The following is an 18,145-nucleotide window of genomic DNA, read 5'->3' on the forward strand; positions in this document are numbered from 1 at the left end:
GAATATTACAGCAAACAGTAATGAAGCGTCTTCACAACCTGATATGGTTGTTGATTTACCAGTACTCGCTAAAGACAGTTATTATTTAAGTCGTCTCGAGCGTGAGCTGGCAAGGGCTGCTGTGGCTAAAAATAAAAAAGTTTCTGACGATAAAGCGGATGATGGGCTAACTAAAAAACGTGCGCAGTATGAAAAAATCAAGACCCGCTCACAGCAAGCGGTGCAGGCACGTATGGATAGTATTCCAGACAAACTGGCAGAAAAACTGAATCTTGATTTGCCCGTGAGTCAACGTGCAGAAGATTTAGTACAGGCAATTATTGATCACCAAGTCATTATTGTTGCAGGGGAGACGGGTTCTGGTAAGACGACGCAATTGCCGAAGCTGGCAATGCTGGCAGGTCGCGGTATCACTGGGCAGATAGGGCATACCCAGCCTCGACGATTGGCCGCGCGCAGTGTGGCAAACCGTATCGCTGAAGAATTGGGCGAGCAGCTCGGTAATACTGTCAGCTTCAAGATTCGCTTTAATGAGCAGGGTACGGCGCAATCTGTTGTTAAGCTGATGACCGATGGTATCTTGCTGGCTGAATTGGGTCACGATAGATTCTTGAGTAAATACGATACCATCATTATTGATGAGGCGCATGAGCGTAGCTTAAACATTGATTTCATTATGGGTTATCTGAAAAAGCTACTGCCCAAACGTCCTGATTTAAAAGTGATTATTACCTCAGCAACACTTGATACCAAACGCTTTAGTGAATACTTTAGCCGCTATGATAATAAGCTAAAACGCAACGTACCTGCACCTATTTTCAATGTCGAAGGTCGTAGTTTTCCTGTTGAAGTTCGTTACCGTCCCCTCACTGATGAGCCAGTGAACAGCTCCGATGATGACAGCTACGATGACTTTGAAGAAAATCTGCCACGTGCGGTTGTGGCCGCCGTCGAAGAATGCTTCAGCGATGCACAAAATAAAGGTCATGCTGATCAAGCAGACATCTTGATATTTGCCGCCACAGAAGCTGAGATTCGTGAGCTGCAAGAGGTGCTTGAGCGTCATGGACCCAAGCACACCGAAGTGCTGCCACTATTTGCACGGCAGACTTATGAAGAGCAGCAGCGCATCTTTCAACCGTCAGGTCGTGGTCGGCGTATCGTTATTGCGACCAACGTTGCCGAGACCGCGCTGACCGTACCGGGTATCCGCTATGTGATTGACTTGGGTTTTGCGCGGATATCACGCTATTCGTATCGCTCGCGCGTACAGCGTTTACCGATTGAGGCGATCTCGCAAGCGGCTGCCAATCAGCGTAAAGGTCGCTGCGGTCGTGTTGCGCCGGGTGTTTGTATCCGTCTTTATAGTGAAGAGGACTTTACCGGTCGTCCAGAATTTACCGAACCTGAGATTTTACGGACCAATCTTGCATCCGTTATTTTACAGATGGCCAATCTGCGCTTAGGTAGTGTTGATGATTTTGCCTTTATCGAGCCACCCGATAGCCGCTTGGTTACTGATGGGCATAAATTGCTTGATGAGTTAGGCGCGATTACCTCTAAAAATGAAGCAACTGCTGCTCATCAAACCAATAAGCCAAAACCAAAAAAAGGTCTCGATCATTTAAGCCTGACGCCCACTGGACAAAAAATGGCGCGTATGCCAATCGATCCAAGGCTAGCACGTATGTTGGTTGCGGGCAGTGATTTTGATTGTATCCGTGAGATGCTGATTGTAGTAGCGGCTCTTGCTGTACAGGATCCACGCGAGCGTCCTGCCAATAAACGCCAGCAAGCCGACCAAAAGCATGCGGAATTTCGTCAAGATGATTCTGACTTTTTATTCTATCTGAGTCTGTGGAAAGCGCTATTTGAAAAAGATGAAGATGGCAATAAGCTGTCTGGCAATCAGCGTAAGAATTTTACCAAGAAAAACTATCTGAGCTTCCCGCGTGTACGTGAGTGGAATCAAACCCATCGTCAGTTAGTACAAATGGTCACAGACCTCAAGCTGACGGATGTTAAAGAGGCAAAAGCTTCCGATAAAGGAACCGATAAAAATGCTTCGTTAGAAAACATGACCAGCGACCCTACCGCGATAGAAGATGAAGAACTCAAAGCGGTTAAATATGCCAATTTACACCGCGCATTATTGACAGGTCTATTGTCTACAATTGCGCATAAAACCGAAAATCGCGGTGAATATCTAGCAGCGCGCCAGCAAAAAGCCAAAATCTTCCCCGCGAGTACGGTATTTAAACAAGTACCACCTTGGGTCATGGCTTTTGAAGTGGTCGAAACCTCGCAAGTCTTTATGCGCACTGTTGCCAAAATTGAACCAGAATGGATTATCTCAGCCGCAGGTGACTTATTAAAGTATCACTACTTTGAGCCGCATTGGTCGAAGAAGACTGGACGAGTGAAAGCTTACGCGCAGATTAGCTTATTTGGTCTGATTATTATTAGTAAACAGCTGACCAATTATGAGCAAGTGAACTTAGTTGAGTCACGAGAAATCTTCATTCGTGATGGTCTGGTGACTGGTAATTTGGGGCGTCAAGCGCCATTTTTACAGCATAATATGGATAAAATTGCCGACATTGAACGTATTGAAGATAAGTTACGTCGCCGTGATTTGTTGGTTGATGAAGAAGCACTGTATCAGTTTTATGATAAAAAAATACCTGAGCATATTGCCAGTCGCAAAGCCTTTGAAGATTGGCGTGCCGAGGTTGAAAAAACTGATGCCAAATATCTATTCTTTACCGATGATGACGTGCTCAATAGCCAAGCACCGACCACAGGCGATTTCCCAGAAGTATGGAAATTGGGTGATTTAAAACTACCGCTACGTTATGTTTTTGATCCGTCCAGCGATGATGATGGCGTGACCATTCGTGTGCCACTTGCCGCGCTACCGCAGCTTGATGCGATCGAACTATTATGGGGCGTACCCGGTTGGCGTTATGAGCTGGTATTGCAATTGCTCAAGTCACTACCAAAGGATATTCGCCGTCAAATTGTACCGATTCCTGATACAGCCGATAGCTTGTTTGATGAACTGCAACCCGCTGGTGGACAAGGACTGCTTAAACAGCTTTGCCAAGCGCTCAATCGTCGCGGCGTTATGTCAGTGACGCCTGATAGCTTTAATCCATCCAGCATTGATCGCTATTTGCAGCCACAAATCTGTGTGGTCGATGACAAAAACCGTATTATCGAAAAGGGTCGCGACCTGCAAACTCTACAGATTCGTCATGCTCAAGAGACCCGCCAAGCGGTGAATGAGCAGCAAGGTACGCATACCGAATTCCCTGAGCATTTTGCCTTTAGCAAAAATCATCATAGTGCAGGAGTGGTGATGAAGCAGTTTGCTGCGCTCGTAGCAGATGCGTCAGGTGAAGCGGTATCTATCCATCAATATACCGATGTCAATGCAGCGTTACAGGCACACCGTATCGGGGTTTTGACCTTGATAAAAGGTAAGCTTGGTGCGAAGAAAAAACAGCTGACCAGCCAAATTGATAAGATATTCAAATTGGCATTTGCACCACTTGGTGATATGGAGAAGCTAAAAACCATCGTCATCGACGCGGCATTGGACGCGTCGCTTGAAGAGCATTATGTGTTATTTGACCACAGTGCTGATTTGCCTGAAAGCGCTGATGATACTGCCGTAGCGCTTGCTGAAGAATTACCCTTTACGCCAGAAGAGTACGAGAAAACCTTGGAAGTGGTGTCGGTTAACTTTCTATTGACGGGGCAAAACGTTATAAAAATCCTTAAAAATGTCTATACTCGCTGGCAGCGTATTCGCCAAAGCTTACTCATGCTCGATCGAGAGGTATTTGGTGAGTCTATCGAAGATATCGAAGACCAATTAGAAGACTTACACTTGGCTGATTTTGTTTATCGCATGGATTATAGCCATTGGCAGCAGTATCCGCGCTATCTCGAGGCGCTGGAGATTCGTATTGAACGGCTTGAGCACAATCTCGAATCTGATCTCGAAGGAGTATACGCGCTTGATGTGCATATGGAGCGGTTGGCAAATCGTGCCCATGATAAAGCCATTAGTGAGTACCGCTGGATGGTCGAGGAGTATCGTATTCAGCTATTCGCGCAACCGATGAAAACCCGCATGGCAGTGTCACCGAAGCGCCTAAGCAAGATGTGGGATAAAATGAGTTAAGGATCGATTTGAGTTTTAAAACTTGCTAATTGACAATTGTCTTGTATAGCTCTTTTATTTAGTCGATAATATTTGATTAAATCAAAGAGCTATTATTTTTTATACCAGAGTTTTTTGGTCGTTACTTAATATATTGATGTAGGTTTTTGAGCAGGATAAAAAATAATGATTAAAGGTAGATTGATAATATTAGGATTTGCATCAACTATATTTATGAGTACGGGCTGTGATGAGACACAAGCCAGTAATAATGAAAATGTGAAGGTATTCGCGCCAACAAGCGTAGAAAAAGAAGTGCAGTTACGCGGCAGTTTTAAAAGAAGCTTTGAGATTCATGAGTTCGTTTCTGATAACATTATTTACTATGTGTCAGACCCAAAGCAATTATTAATTAAAGATTCAAAAAGTCTCAATCAAAAAGGTTATTACAAATATTTCGAAACTTGCGTCATTGGTAACATTAGCCCCATCGGTCAATACGGGCCTCTAGGCAAATATCAAAATCAAATAACTATTCGTGAAATTTGCTCGTAGCTTTGATAGAGTAGGTTATCGTATGGATATCCTACTGATTTTAAGTAATTAACCCTCACTCACTATCGATAAAAAGTCTGGATTAGCAATTGCTAACTCAGCCTTTTTTTTGAGTGTCATTGTTTTTTTGCGATGGATAAATCTTTTATGAAACAAAAAAGCGAAGGTGGCGTCATATGACCTTTGCTCTAAAATTTAGCACCTGAGTAAAATTAGTGACTGATCTTTTCTGTCAGCACACCCATACTATAAAGCACGAATGCTATAACGGTCAGTGCTACAATAAATGGCGTGAGTATCCAAATCACCACGTTGATCAATAATGAGGGCAATAATCCATTAAATAATACCGTGTTTGGTGTAAAAAAGTCCGTCATAACATCGACTGAACGCTTAGCTACGGGGAATAACAAGGTGCTTAGTGCCAGCATATAAATATACTTGCTAAAACCAGGGTCGCTCATGACCACCATAAAATAAAACACCAAAAAATAAGTGACACCCAATGCCCAGCATTTGAGAGTATAGCTTAAACGAATCATATTAGTGCCTCCCGAAATATTCTGACGATCACACGTAGAAAAATTATTATAATAGTTGCAAAATTATGAATATATAATATATGTTATAATATGAATATATAGATCAAGTCAACTGTTTTTTTCTTGAGTAAGATATTTCGTCGTTTGTTCGGATGGAAAGAGGGAGGGTGTAGGAATCTGCTAAACAGATAATTACATTGTGTACGCAGTTGCTTATGAAGCTGTCAAGGCGCAGAGGAATTGCTTTAGTCAGAAACCATTATAGTAGGGGCATTACGGTAGAAGCATCATGTTAGACATTTAACTCACTGCTTGGATTTACTCCAAATAACCGCTTATATTCACGGCTAAATTGGCTGGGACTTTCATAGCCTACTTGCATGGCGATTTGCGATACTTGTGCCTCGCCGAGTTGAATCAGCTGCCGCGCTTTCATCAATCGTAGGCTTTTTTGATATTGAAGCGGGCTTAGTTGAGTGATTTCTTTAAAATGTTGATGAAATCCCGAAACACTCATACCGCATCGACTGGCCAAATCTTCTATGATGACGGGCTCTTCTAAATGCGCTTTTAGCCAATCGGTAGCTTGGGCTATACGGTGGGTGTGACTGCCATTAACCACCAGTTGCCGAAGCTTGTGACCTTGCTGTGCTGAGAGTAGCCGATAATAAATCTCTTGCTGGATTAAAGGTGATAAAAACTCTATGTCACTTGGATAATTAAGCAAGTCTATCAGCCGTTCGAATGCGGTTAATATGGTGTCTTCTAATGGCCATTTTATACCTTGATGCTCATAATCGGCATTTTTCTGAGGGGGTATTTGCGCCATGACCTCACGAATGAGCGCCAAATTTAATTTCATAGACAATACGATGACAGGCTTCTCTACAGTGGCGTGTTTGATATGCATGCTTATAGGAATATTTACAGGGCAGAACATCAGACTGCTGTCATCAAATTTCTGGCAATCTGTACCTAAGTAAATTTCACGCGTGCCTTGTAAGACGATACATATACTAGGTTCTTGGATATAGCTGACCGTCTTTCTTGGTCTGTCGGCACAATAAAAAAACAAGCCTGAAATGTCTGATTCGATGGTTTGGTTTTTGGGTAATATACTAAGTAGCTGCTCAACCGTTTTTGTTTTCATGATTTCTACTTACTTTATAATTTGCCTAATGATATAAATATTTATAGGAATAGGCAAGGATGCTGGAGTAATGCTCTACCAGATTAGCGTGTTCACTTTTATAATGATGGCACCAAAACGCAGTAAGATTGATTTGCAGCGTATTGCCCAATACCAATAACATGCCAATCCATAAGGAATATATGATGAAAATTTTCTATAAAACGCGAGCAACGGCAACGGGTGGTCGTTCTGGTCATACAGGTCTTGACGATGGTTCGCTAGCTTTTGATCTGGTCTCTTTTCAAGAAACAGAAAAGGAAGGTGTCAATCCAGAGCAGCTTTTTGCAATGGGTTATGCGGCTTGTTTTGATAGTGCTTTAAATCTGACCGCCCAGCAAATGAAACTGCCAATCACTGCCTCAAAAACCTCGACCCAAGTGGGTATTGGTATGAAAGCCGATGGTAGATATAACCTAGATATAGATTTGTATGTTGAAGTGTCGGGCATTGATGACGCTCAAGCGCAAACACTGGTCGAAACAGCTCATCAAGTTTGCCCATACTCTAATGCTACTCGCGGTAATGTCGATGCACGTTTGCATGTGACCGTGGTTTAACGGTCCGCCGTAGTTAACACCTAACGACTGATTCAACAGCTGTTCTAATAACTATAAACAAATATAAAAACGACATGACTTTCAACTGCTTGGGTACATAAAGTATTCAGGCAGTTTTTTATTGAGTGATTCAATGTTGATCATTAAGATTGAATTATCAAGCATAAAAAGTTAAGCACAAAAAAGAGCCAGTAGTTTGCCTATTGGCTCTTTCGTTTTAATAGATTTGAATAGAAACATGGGTTTTATTCAAATAACCATCACGTATTATTTATGCTTGTTTCTAGGGTTATTATAGTTGGCAGTTCACTTGGTATTGTTGACCATTGTCTGATGTGATGGTCATGATGCCGTAATCCGCTTTGGTGTGCCAATCGTAAGTGGTTTTAGGGTTAACATTATTCACATAACGAGCGCCAGAACCTGATACCGCTTGCTCCATAGTGATTTTTGCGTTGGTTAAGCCAACTTTAGGCAAGGTCACGTTTAGGTTAGCAGTTTGACCATTGGCAGTGTAAGCAGCAGTGAGTTGACCGTTGTCTTCACAAGTGAATGATTGGACTACTGGCTGAGTATTGGTCTCTGGGGTCGTAGTAGTTGGTGCATTAGTGGCGCAGGCAGACAATAATAGAGCAAAAGGTGCTACAGCTAATAATTTTTTCATAATATGCCTCAAAAGTATCGGTAAAAGTAGGTTGTTACTTCAAGCAACATGATACCGTAGAGAATGTAACTTCATGTTGTGTTTGAGGGCTATGGTAGTAATCTTATCTATCTTTTTTATCACTAAGCATTTTAGTCTTTATTAGCCTATTAATTTTGAATAACGAATGAGGATATTTCACGAAGGGGCTTTTTCTCTATTTAAAATAAATACCAGTACTGCACCCAAGATAACTGAGCTTGCTATAACGAATGGCATGGTCAATTGCTCAGATAAAAACACCACGCCTAATATCGCAGCCAGTATAGGTACACACAATTGTACAACTGCTGCTTGAGTGTTTTTTAACAAAGGCATGGCCATATACCAGATACTGTAGCCCATACCAGATGCGATCGCTCCTGATGCACAGGCCAAAAGTACTCCTTTGATAGTAATATCACCTAGATTGATGTTTTCCAAGCCTATATTTTCTAGATAAGTCATGCTTATCACTAACAGTATGGGCGCTGCTATCAGACTCCGAATGAAATTAAAACCTGTGGCTCGCAGCGGTGACACGCATGATTTGCCGCGTATGCTATATATACCCCAAGCAGCACCACTGATTGCCATAAGCACCGCCGCTAATAACGAAGGCACCGCTGCTGACGGTAGCATCAAATAGACAAACCCTGCTACCGCTACGATAAATGCCAGCCATTGTAAGCCGCTCAATTGCTCTTTCTTATAGATGCCCCAACCAATCATCGTCAGCTGAACCGCTGAAAATAGAATCAGCGCTCCTGTACCAGTATCCAACTCTACATAAGCAATCGAAAAGCATAGCGCATAAATCACTAAGCTCACGCTACTTAACCAGCTGCCTTTGTCACTTAAAATAGCAGCGTGAGCAATACTGTCAGACTCTCGCGCGTGCTGTCGTAACCGATAAGCATGAATGGTCATGATAATACCTAGGCAGACAGCAGCGCTCAGCAGGCGCAAAATGGTAAAGCTCCAAGCATCTATATGACCCTCTGCTAACGCCATACGGCAAAAGAGAGAGTTTGCAGCAAAGGCGATTAATGCAATAACGGTGTACAAGGTGGCTTTCAAAAATAATTCCTACAATAAAGAAGTTGGTTTTTAAATAAAATAGGCAAATTCGACTTTTAGGGATGTTGTTGTAACCGATTTTTTACCAGCAGAAATACTGGCTGAAGTGCGAAAACCCCGTTGCTAGTTGTCAATTGGGAGATTTCTCACAACAGATCATATTTTATTGCACTCGCAGGCAAAAGTATTTTTTAAATTGGACTGATGATAGTTGAATTAACAATAAAGGCTGACTACAAAAGTGATGTGATGTGGGTCAAGCGCATACTCAGAACGATTGCTTAAATGAATTGTCGTAAATTAAATAAAAACAATAGATAGGAAAAAGTAATATGGATTGGGCAAGTATCTTTATTCATGACACCACTTGGGCATTTGCGCTTGAGATATTGGTGCGTGTCAGCGTCATGTTTGTACTGATTATTTCGTTTTTGCGTTTGACGGGCAAACGCGGCGTCCGTCAGCTGTCAATCTTTGAGTTGACCATTATTTTATCATTGGGTTCTATCGCAGGTGACCCTATGTTTAACGAGGATTTGCCGATTATTCAGGCGGTGCTGGTCATGAGCGCCGTTATCCTGCTTTATCGATTGTGCACGTGGATCATGATGGAATTCCAACCTTTTGAAGATCTGTTAGAAGGGAAGTCGCTCTATATTGTAGAGGACGGAATGCTGGTACTCGATAAGATTAAAAAGGGTAAAATGTCTCATGATGAGTTTTTTACTGAGATGCGCCAACAAGGGGTCGAGCATTTGGGTCAAGTGCGTACAGGCCTGCTAGAGACAGACGGTAATTTTAGTATATTGTTATATCCGCCTGAAAACACTGGCTATGGTATGCCGCTTTTCCCTAAGCAGTATCAACCTGTCGAAGAGATAGAGTCAGAAACATATTACGCATGTATGCATTGCGGCTATGTTGATCATATATTTGACCCCAATCAGCTCTGTGAACGCTGTGAGAATGGATGTCGAGACTGGGCGAAGGCCTTGAATAGTGAGATCATTAGATGATAATAAATAAGATGATTGCTATATTGAATTATCTATGAGTAGATCGAGCGGTCTTATGTTAGCAGGCTTAATAATAGCCAATGATACCAACGTAAGACAGCCCTAGACTAAACGCTTTTAACATGCCCTATCTGAGTTAGGCAATTTTGTACCAATCAATTTTACGCGTCATGACCATCACGCAAGCGAGTAGCACAAAACAGAAGACAGCACCAAGCAATAAATTCATATCTTCGGTGGTTAATATGCCGAAAAACGCCGCATACAATCCTGCCAGTGTGACAGTGAAAATCGCCGCTCGCTTGACGCCGCCCAGTACATAATAAGCATACCAACCAATGAGTCCAACACAGGCGCTGGCAGCAATGGCATACGCCTTCCAAAAGACAATTTGCTCAGCAAGTGGTAATAGTAAGACATAAAACACAAACAGCGCACAACCGACCAACAGATATTGAATAGGGTGAATACGACTGGATTTGATCACTTCAAATAAGAAGAAAGTGCCGAATGATACTAAGATTAATAATAAGGCATATTTCATCGTTCTTTCAGTTTGTAAATATACATCATTAGGCTCAGCAAAACTTACACCAAAGCTGTTCAGGCGCACGTTTCGATAGCTATCAGGTATGGCAGTAGCTTCTGCTGTAACAGCGCCTTCCATTGCTATAAGCGCATCACCAGAAGCCATTGACTGGCTATTATTATCGAGAGTGGCTTGACTGGTGACGACACATCGGTTGTTAGCGCTGCTGATACACTGCGACAAATCTTGATTGTTGGCTATTGTTAAATACTGATTTTGCCAACTGGCTTCAAAACCTTTAGCGGTAAGTTTTTTGGCATTGGGGAGCGCCTTACCAATAAAGTTTGGTGCATGCCAATTACTGCGCATCGTTAAGTTAAAGTTTTGTCCAGTCGGCACAGTGTTTACATTGCTAATACCAGCTAACGGTAAATCAGTGACGATTTCTGTACTGGTTAATGACTCGCTAGCACCGTTCGTAGCAAGGGCGTTATTGCTATTCTGTTGGCTCGTTATATTTTTTACTGAATGCTGTAATATATTTTGCGGAATAGCTACTTCTACATAGGTTAGATTTTTCAGCAGCGCTGTCTGAGGGTAGGTCGCTTTTATCGGTTTTTTATCAATGGTCACCGTTGGTAGCGTCGCCACGCCGCGCAGATCTGATACTGGAATAATCAATTTTGCTGCGTTCCAGTGGATGATGGCTTTTTCGGGCTGGGTGTTGTTTTTATTGGTGGGTGTGTTGATGGAGACTTGTGCGTCACTAGTTTTGCTCGTAGTGTCATATAAGCTGCTGATGGCTTGATCAAATGTATAGCGCTGGTCAAATGTCAACGCACCATCATAACTGGTCGCATGATAGATGCCACGTTTGTAGGTATCAGTGCTGACTTCAAGATCTTGTATGGCTTGGGTCTGACTGGCAAAGATAATTTCATTTTTTGAGTAGGATGGTGCACATTTACTGGTTGTTCCAGGTGCTGTAATCTGACATTCAGGCGTAATTGTGGTAGGGATGATGATAAATGGGGTGATGACTTCTTGCGGATTGACGTGCTGCTGGGCAATTTCTTTAACCACCGACGCGGCATAATTTTGTCGTTCGTAGATGACTGAGCCAATCATACCGAGACCGATGGCAAAAATAATACAAAGCCCGGCGATGATGGACAATTTAGTCAATAGTGTTTTTTGCATGAAAGCTCCTCATATGAATCTTTAGTCCAAAACTGTGCATATAACAGTCAGTAGGTTCAAAGAAGATCATAGAGGAGAGGTGAAGAAAAAATATGTAAGAACGATGGAGAGTGTGTGGAAAAATAAGCCTTAGTATTTTCTGATACCAGTATTTTTTGATACTAGTGTTTTCTGGCATCAGTGTTTTTTAGTATCACCAACCACTTTATCCATAATAGCAAATAATAAACCAGACAACACGAAAGTCATATGAATGATGACTTTCCACATGAGTTTATCCGCTTCACCCTCACTCAATTCATTAGGAATATCCATAAACGATTTTAATAGATCAATCGCAGAAATAGCGACGATGGCACCGATGACTTTTAGTTTTAGACCAGAAAAATCTACTTTGCCCATCCAACTAGGTCGATCAACGTGATCACCAGTGTCAATTTTTGAGACAAATATTTCATAGCCACTAAATATGATAATTAATAATAAACTGGCTACTAAAGAGAGGTCGACCAACACTAATATATTAACAATGACATCTGATACAGAAGCGCTAAATACAGTATTGAACATCATGACTGTTTTTTGAATGAATTTTATAAATAATAAAATAATCCCTAAGACTAGCCCTAAATAAAAAGGCGCCAATATCCAGCGGCTGTTAAAGATGGTTTTTTCTAGGTATCGTTCAATGTTTTTTAGCATGGACATCTCTTAATGCTCTTAAAGGTAAGGTTGTAGGTCATTTACTGATAACGTGGTATAGGATGGGTTTAAGAAAGCCATTCGAGCACTTGTTGTACCCGCTCATCTCTATCACCACCTATGCGATGAAATGGCTTTTGGTGACGGGTCAGCTGACTTTCAAAATAAGCACTGATTTCATCACGCTGATGTGGGCTATCTCTTAGGTCATCGGCGACCCACGGGATATCGACTTCGGTTAATAAAATCAAGTCATAATGATGCGTTAACGCCGCTTGGGTAAGTGCATCAGGGCAATCACCATAATACCAATTAGAATAAACCATTAGCTCAAATAAACTGGTGTCACAAAATAAATAATGGTTGTGATCGCTTTGAGCCGCTTGTTCAGCGAGTTTATTTTCTAACTCAATTTGACCTTGTGCAATAGGGAGTAAATCCTCCCAAGTGCAAGTGAGGTGTTCCTTATCCCATTTCGCTTGTAGATAGGTGCGCATATATTCTGGTACCCAAGGGCAGCCAAAATGCGCTGCCAAGTCGCGACATAGCGTGGTCTTACCAGTGCTCTCTGCCCCTAGGATAGCGACATTGATGACCGATTTAGGCGTATGCTGCTTTAGGTTGCAAGCGGTAACGTCGTTGCCATTCATAGTAAGCCCAAATTGCGATAAGAGTGAAGACTACGTATTGTAGCGCAGTAAAAGTGAGACCTTTATAAAAGTATAGCGGGACTGAAATAGCATCGGCGATTATCCAGAGTATCCAATGCTCAATTTTGCGCCGCGCCATCAGCCACATCGCCATCAAAAACAGCGCGGTAGTCAACATATCGGTGTAATCGACCCACGTAAATAAATGCAATCCTAATACCGCGCCATCAAAACTAAAGTTATTATTGATGACTGGTCTGAAGTAATACACCAACGCGACAAAGGCAATAGTCGCCGAGGCTAGTAAGGCGAGTATTGGCAAATCTTTTTTATCGAGATGTTCTACTTGAATAGCGTTCTGGGCGTTAATGCTTGCTAACGACTCATTTTGCTGCTGACCAGTAGGGTTGATATAATCTTGCTGTTTTTTTATGGCTGTGTTTTTCTTACTCTGTGTCCAATTGATCCAGCCATATAGACTCATCACCGTATAGTAGGCATTGATAAACATATCGCCAAATAACTGCCATTTCCACAATAGATAGACAAATATAGCGGTGCTGACGAGACCTATCGGAAATACCAAAATATTGGTTCTGCTGGCGAGTAAGACACTTGCTACCCCAAATATGACAGCAATCAATTCCAGAGCAATAAAGACAGTGGGATAGTCAGCGTATTGTCCAAATAACCAGTTAAAAATTTCTACCATGAGTATTCCCAAATATGAGCGGGTTTTATGTCTCGCAGTTTTATGCGCTCGAACTGTGAATGTGTCGCTAGCAAAGTGCGCCAATTATAACGTAGCTGCTCCAAAATGAAGTCAGGACTTTGCTTATTTTTCGCAACAAACAGATTATTTGTAACAAAGTATTAGAAAAATAATTATATTCAGGCATAATAAAGGCTCTGATTTTAAGTTTACAGTTATTCACTGAAATCAAACGACTGTTATTTTTCCACTTTTATGCTTATCCCAAGCCCTATAGTAGTAGACAAGGAAGCTTATCATGACGACTTGTATCACAGGCACTGGCCTGTATATTCCGCCTTATAGCATCAGTAATGAAGAGCTAGTAGATTCATTTAATAAATATGTTGAGAATTATAATGCAAAGCATGCTGACGAGATAGCAGCAGGAACTTTGACTGCCCTAGAGCCTTCTTCAGCGGCCTTTATCGAAAAAGTATCTGGTATCAAATCACGTTATGTGATGGAAAAGGATGGTATTTTAGATCCTGAAATCATGGCACCAGTGATTCCTTATCGTCATTTAGGTGAAGAGCTGTCTATCATGGCAGAAATGGGTACTGCGGCTTTGAAAGACGCGCTAGCAGATGCAGGTCTTGAGGCGAATGACCTAGATGGTATCATTCTTGCCTGTTCAAACTTTCAGCGTACTTATCCTGCGGTCGCTATCGAGATTCAAAATGCAATCGGTATGATTGGTGGTTTTGCTTATGATATGAACGTTGCTTGTAGCGCCGCGACTTTTGGTCTATCGCAAGCACACGGCTCTATCGTTTCTGGTCTGGCTAAGCGCATCGCTGTGGTCAACGTTGAGATTACCTCAGCGCATCTAAACTGGCGTAACCGTGACAGCCACTTTATCTTTGGCGATGTCGCAACAGCATCTATCGTCGAAGAGCTAGACACGCCAAAAGGTTATGAGATTCTTAACTCTAAGCTATTCACCCAGTTTTCGACCAATATCAAAAACGAATACGGCTTTATGGATCGCTCAGAGTTCTTAGCGGCACAGACTGAGATGTATCCAGACATTAAAGAGCCAGTCACCGACAAGCTATTCTTACAAAATGGTCGAAAAGTGTTCCGTGAAGTCTGTCCAAAGGTTTCAGAAGTCATCACTGAGCATTTGCAAGAGAACGATATCGCAACGTCTGACGTTAAAATGATGTGGCTGCACCAAGCCAATGCCAATATGTTGGATTTAATCCTACGTACGGTCATCGGTAAAGAAGCGGATAAAGCGATTGTGCCAAGTGTCATTGCTGAATTTGCTAACACCAGTTCAGCCAGTCCGATGATTGTTTTCCATCGCTATAAAGATGAGCTGGCATCAGGTGATTTGGGTGTTATCTGTTCATTTGGTGCTGGTTACTCTATCGGTTCAGTGTTGGTGCGTAAGGTTTAATTTTTAAAGTAAAATCTGTTACTAATAAAAAATAGCTAAGAGCAACCTTAGCTATTTTTTTGTCTGTTATTTTTGTTATGAGCATTTAATTACATTATTTAAGCAATATATTATTCAAGAATGAGGCGCTATTTGCGAATATAACGGGAAGAATGCTTAGAGGTTTTAATTTACCCCGAAAAATTTGCTATAATCACGGTCTTATTCCTCTCATCCAATTAAAAGTCCTTTTATGAAAGAATCCTTACGCCTGCGTTTAGACCAGATGGTAGACCGTTATGAAGAGGTCACCGCCTTATTATCAGATCCTAGTATCATCAGCGATAATAATAAATTCCGTGAACTGTCTGTCGAGCACAGCGACTTGATGGATATCACTACTTTATGGCAGAACTATGTGCGTGCAGAAACGGATCAGGCTGATGCAGAGGCTATGCTGGCTGATGCATCAGATCCTGACATGAAAGAGATGATGCAAGAAGAGATTGATAACGCCCGCGAGACTATCGTAGAGATGGAAGAGGCGCTCAATGTCATGATGCTACCAAAAGATCCAAATGATAAAGTGCCTGCTTTCTTGGAAATTCGAGCGGGTACAGGTGGTGATGAAGCCGCGATTTTCTCTGGTGACTTGTTTCGAATGTACCAAAAATACGCGCAGACACAAGGCTGGACAGTGGAAGTACTGTCGGCAAGTGAAGGCGAGCATGGCGGTTATAAAGAAATCATCACTCGCGTATCAGGCAACAGCGTGTATGGTCGCTTAAAGTTTGAATCAGGCGTACACCGTGTGCAGCGTGTGCCTGAAACCGAAAGCCAAGGTCGCGTGCATACCTCAGCTTGTACCGTGGCGGTGATGCCTGAGGTTGAGATTGATGATACAGTAGATCTAAATCCAGCCGATATCCGTTTTGATACCTTCCGTTCAAGCGGTGCCGGTGGTCAGCACGTTAACACCACTGACTCAGCCGTACGTTTGACCCACATTCCCACGGGTACCGTGGTAGAGTGTCAACAAGAGCGTAGCCAGCACAAAAACCGTGCGCAAGCGATGAAAATGCTGATTTCAAAGATTCAGCAAGTCAAAGTACAGGCTCAAGTTGATGCCGCAGATACCATACGCCGTGATTTGGTGGGTAGTGGCGATCGCTCAGAACGCATTCGCACCTATAATTTCCCACAAGGTCGCATGACCGATCACCGTATCAACCTGACGTTATACAAGCTTGATGCCATTATGGAAGGCGACTTGGATGAGGTTCTTGATGCACTGTTGCGTGAGCATCAGGCTGATTTGATGGCCAGTATTGGCGGTGGTGATTAGTAACCATCAGGATATTAATGACTAGAGGATCAATAGCTGGTCGTGAATCATTAATTCATAAAAGCGTGACACTGTCTAGATGACAGTGTCTGTTTGTTTATAGCTGTTTTTTTACGGCTATCGACCATGATAATAAGTATAGATTTAATTTTGCAGTTTTCGTTTATTTCATTTAATTACCTAACAATATTGAGAGTGTTATGTCAAAGCACAACAATCAGAATCAAGAGCAAGCCCCAGAAGACGCTAACGAGCTAATTGCTCAGCTGCAAGCTAAGCTAGACGATATCACTGCTTCAGGCAAACAGCCGTATCCAAATACATTTAAACGTACTGATTATGCGCAAGATTTGCAAACTGCCTTTGACGGCGTCTCAAAACAAGAAATTGAAGAAAAAGCGGCGAATGGCGAAAAAATACAGGTCAACGTGGCAGGTCGCGTCATGCTGAACCGTGGTGCCTTTATTGTTATTCAAGACATGACGGGTCGCATTCAGTTATATGTTGCACGCAAAGAGTTGGATCCAGAGACGTTAGCGACCATTAAATCATTAGATTTGGGTGATATTGTTGGCGTATCAGGCTACATCGGTCGCTCAGGCAAGGGCGATTTATATGTGCATATCGAAGAGTTTCAGTTATTGACTAAAGCGCTACGTCCAATGCCAAACAAGTTCCATGGTTTAGCTGATATCGAAGCTCGCTATCGTAATCGTCATCTTGATTTGATGACCAATGAGACGACTCGTGATACCTTTATGATTCGCAGTCAAGTCATTAGCGGCATTCGCAAGTTTATGTTAAATGAGCGTTTCATGGAAGTTGAGACGCCGATGATGCATCCTATCCCAGGTGGTGCGGTGGCGCGTCCGTTTGTGACGCATCATAACGCTCTAGATATGCCTTTATATCTGCGTATCGCGCCTGAGCTTTACTTGAAGCGCTTAGTCGTTGGTGGTTTTGAAAGAGTGTTCGAGATTAACCGCAGCTTCCGTAACGAAGGTGTATCAACTCGCCATAATCCTGAATTTACCATGATTGAATTTTATCAAGCGTATGCTGATTATCATGACTTGATGGATTTGACCGAACGCTTATTTAATGAATTAGCGATGGATATTTTGGGCACGACTGAGATTGCTTATCAAGAAGAAGCCATCAGTCTAAAAGCGCCATTTATACGTTTATCTATGTCTGATGCAATTGCAAAATATGCCGAAAATTTCGATATGGCACGTATCAATGACCGTGAATATCTGGCAGAGTACGCCTCGACAACGCTTAAACAGCAAGTGAAAGAGGTGTTTGGTGTGGGCAAACTACAGACTATTATCTTTGAAGAAACCGCTGAACACCAATTGCGTCAGCCAACGTTCATCACTGAATATCCAGCGGAAACTTCACCACTGGCACGCCGTAGTGATGACAATCCTGAAATCACCGATCGTTTTGAGCTATTCATCGGTGGTCGTGAACTGGCAAACGGCTTTAGCGAGCTCAATGATCCTGCTGATCAGGCAGAACGCTTCCGTGGACAAGTCGCTGAAAAAGACGCTGGTGATGATGAAGCGATGCATTTTGATGAAGAATACATCGAAGCGTTGTCTTATGGCTTACCACCAACCGCAGGTGAAGGTATCGGTATTGACCGTTTGGTGATGTTGTTTACCGATTCGGCCAGTATCCGTGATGTGATTTTATTTCCGCATATGCGCCGCAAGTTAGAAAGCTAGAACTGGTTTACTTGCCATAAATCCATGCTGGGACTAAACTGAACATAAGAAAGCTC

Annotated in this window: 15 protein-coding genes; 7 read left to right on the top strand and 8 right to left on the bottom strand. The window is 42.4% G+C overall.

What is annotated here, in order from left to right; translation table 11 throughout:
• Positions 1–43: 43 nt before the first annotated feature.
• Positions 44–4,192, top strand: coding sequence for an ATP-dependent RNA helicase HrpA (gene hrpA, locus I3252_RS00800; protein ID WP_238033984.1), 4,149 nt, complete (start codon positions 44–46; stop codon positions 4,190–4,192).
• 165 nt (positions 4,193–4,357) lie between these two features.
• Positions 4,358–4,726: a hypothetical protein gene (locus I3252_RS00805; RefSeq protein WP_238033912.1), complete on the top strand. Its 369-nt coding sequence runs from the start codon at positions 4,358–4,360 to the stop codon at positions 4,724–4,726.
• Between the two features lie 212 nt (positions 4,727–4,938).
• Here the strand turns inward: I3252_RS00805 and I3252_RS00810 are convergent, their stop codons facing one another.
• Entirely contained in the window at positions 4,939–5,268 is a 330-nt protein-coding gene (locus I3252_RS00810) for a hypothetical protein (RefSeq protein ID WP_045447417.1), read from the bottom strand.
• A gap of 292 nt (positions 5,269–5,560) precedes the next feature.
• The gene (locus I3252_RS00815) at positions 5,561–6,418 is read right to left on the bottom strand and encodes an AraC family transcriptional regulator (RefSeq protein WP_238033913.1); all 858 of its coding nucleotides are present in this window, start codon (positions 6,416–6,418) and stop codon (positions 5,561–5,563) included.
• Between the two features lie 185 nt (positions 6,419–6,603).
• Between I3252_RS00815 and I3252_RS00820 the strand changes: the two genes are divergently transcribed.
• A complete protein-coding gene (locus I3252_RS00820; RefSeq protein WP_045452972.1) occupies positions 6,604–7,017 on the top strand; it encodes an organic hydroperoxide resistance protein in 414 nt (137 codons plus the stop codon).
• Positions 7,018–7,309: 292 nt separating this feature from the next.
• Here the strand turns inward: I3252_RS00820 and I3252_RS00825 are convergent, their stop codons facing one another.
• Together I3252_RS00825 and I3252_RS00830 are read right to left on the bottom strand one after the other, a co-directional pair.
• Entirely contained in the window at positions 7,310–7,681 is a 372-nt protein-coding gene (locus I3252_RS00825; RefSeq protein WP_238033914.1) for an MliC family protein, read from the bottom strand.
• 177 nt (positions 7,682–7,858) lie between these two features.
• On the bottom strand, positions 7,859–8,779 hold the full coding sequence (locus tag I3252_RS00830) for a DMT family transporter (RefSeq protein ID WP_238033915.1): 921 nt from the start codon (positions 8,777–8,779) through the stop codon (positions 7,859–7,861).
• A 332-nt stretch (positions 8,780–9,111) separates the two neighbouring features.
• On the opposite strand from I3252_RS00830, the gene I3252_RS00835 reads away from it, so the two are divergent.
• Positions 9,112–9,795: a YetF domain-containing protein gene (locus I3252_RS00835; protein WP_055125435.1), complete on the top strand. Its 684-nt coding sequence runs from the start codon at positions 9,112–9,114 to the stop codon at positions 9,793–9,795.
• 136 nt (positions 9,796–9,931) lie between these two features.
• Here I3252_RS00835 and creD read toward each other — a convergent pair whose 3' ends face one another.
• From creD to pnuC, 4 genes are all read right to left on the bottom strand, one after another.
• Positions 9,932–11,524 carry a cell envelope integrity protein CreD gene (gene creD / locus I3252_RS00840; RefSeq protein WP_238033916.1) on the bottom strand — a complete coding sequence of 531 codons (1,593 nt, stop codon included), beginning with the start codon at positions 11,522–11,524 and terminating at the stop codon, positions 9,932–9,934.
• Between the two features lie 177 nt (positions 11,525–11,701).
• A complete protein-coding gene (locus tag I3252_RS00845; protein ID WP_045447433.1) occupies positions 11,702–12,226 on the bottom strand; it encodes a TIGR00645 family protein in 525 nt (174 codons plus the stop codon).
• A 68-nt stretch (positions 12,227–12,294) separates the two neighbouring features.
• On the bottom strand, positions 12,295–12,876 hold the full coding sequence (locus I3252_RS00850; RefSeq protein WP_238033917.1) for an ATP-binding protein: 582 nt from the start codon (positions 12,874–12,876) through the stop codon (positions 12,295–12,297).
• On the bottom strand, positions 12,827–13,588 hold the full coding sequence (gene pnuC / locus I3252_RS00855) for a nicotinamide riboside transporter PnuC (RefSeq protein WP_060491082.1): 762 nt from the start codon (positions 13,586–13,588) through the stop codon (positions 12,827–12,829). The genes I3252_RS00850 and pnuC overlap by 50 nt, the downstream gene beginning before the upstream one ends.
• A 298-nt stretch (positions 13,589–13,886) precedes the next feature.
• Between pnuC and I3252_RS00860 the strand changes: the two genes are divergently transcribed.
• The 3 genes from I3252_RS00860 to lysS all read left to right on the top strand — a co-directional run bounded on the left by I3252_RS00860 (position 13,887) and on the right by lysS (position 18,089).
• The gene (locus I3252_RS00860) at positions 13,887–15,032 is read left to right on the top strand and encodes a beta-ketoacyl-ACP synthase III (protein ID WP_060491083.1); all 1,146 of its coding nucleotides are present in this window, start codon (positions 13,887–13,889) and stop codon (positions 15,030–15,032) included.
• Between the two features lie 232 nt (positions 15,033–15,264).
• A complete protein-coding gene (gene prfA, locus I3252_RS00865) occupies positions 15,265–16,356 on the top strand; it encodes a peptide chain release factor 1 (RefSeq protein ID WP_238033918.1) in 1,092 nt (363 codons plus the stop codon).
• Positions 16,357–16,556: 200 nt separating this feature from the next.
• Positions 16,557–18,089 (top strand): lysine--tRNA ligase, encoded by a 1,533-nt coding sequence (lysS, locus tag I3252_RS00870; protein WP_238033919.1) that lies wholly within the window; start codon positions 16,557–16,559, stop codon positions 18,087–18,089.
• Positions 18,090–18,145 lie beyond the last annotated feature (56 nt).

Origin of the sequence: Psychrobacter sp. Ps4, assembly GCF_022129285.1 — a bacterium.
Taxonomy (GTDB): Bacteria; Pseudomonadota; Gammaproteobacteria; order Pseudomonadales; family Moraxellaceae; genus Psychrobacter; species Psychrobacter immobilis_A.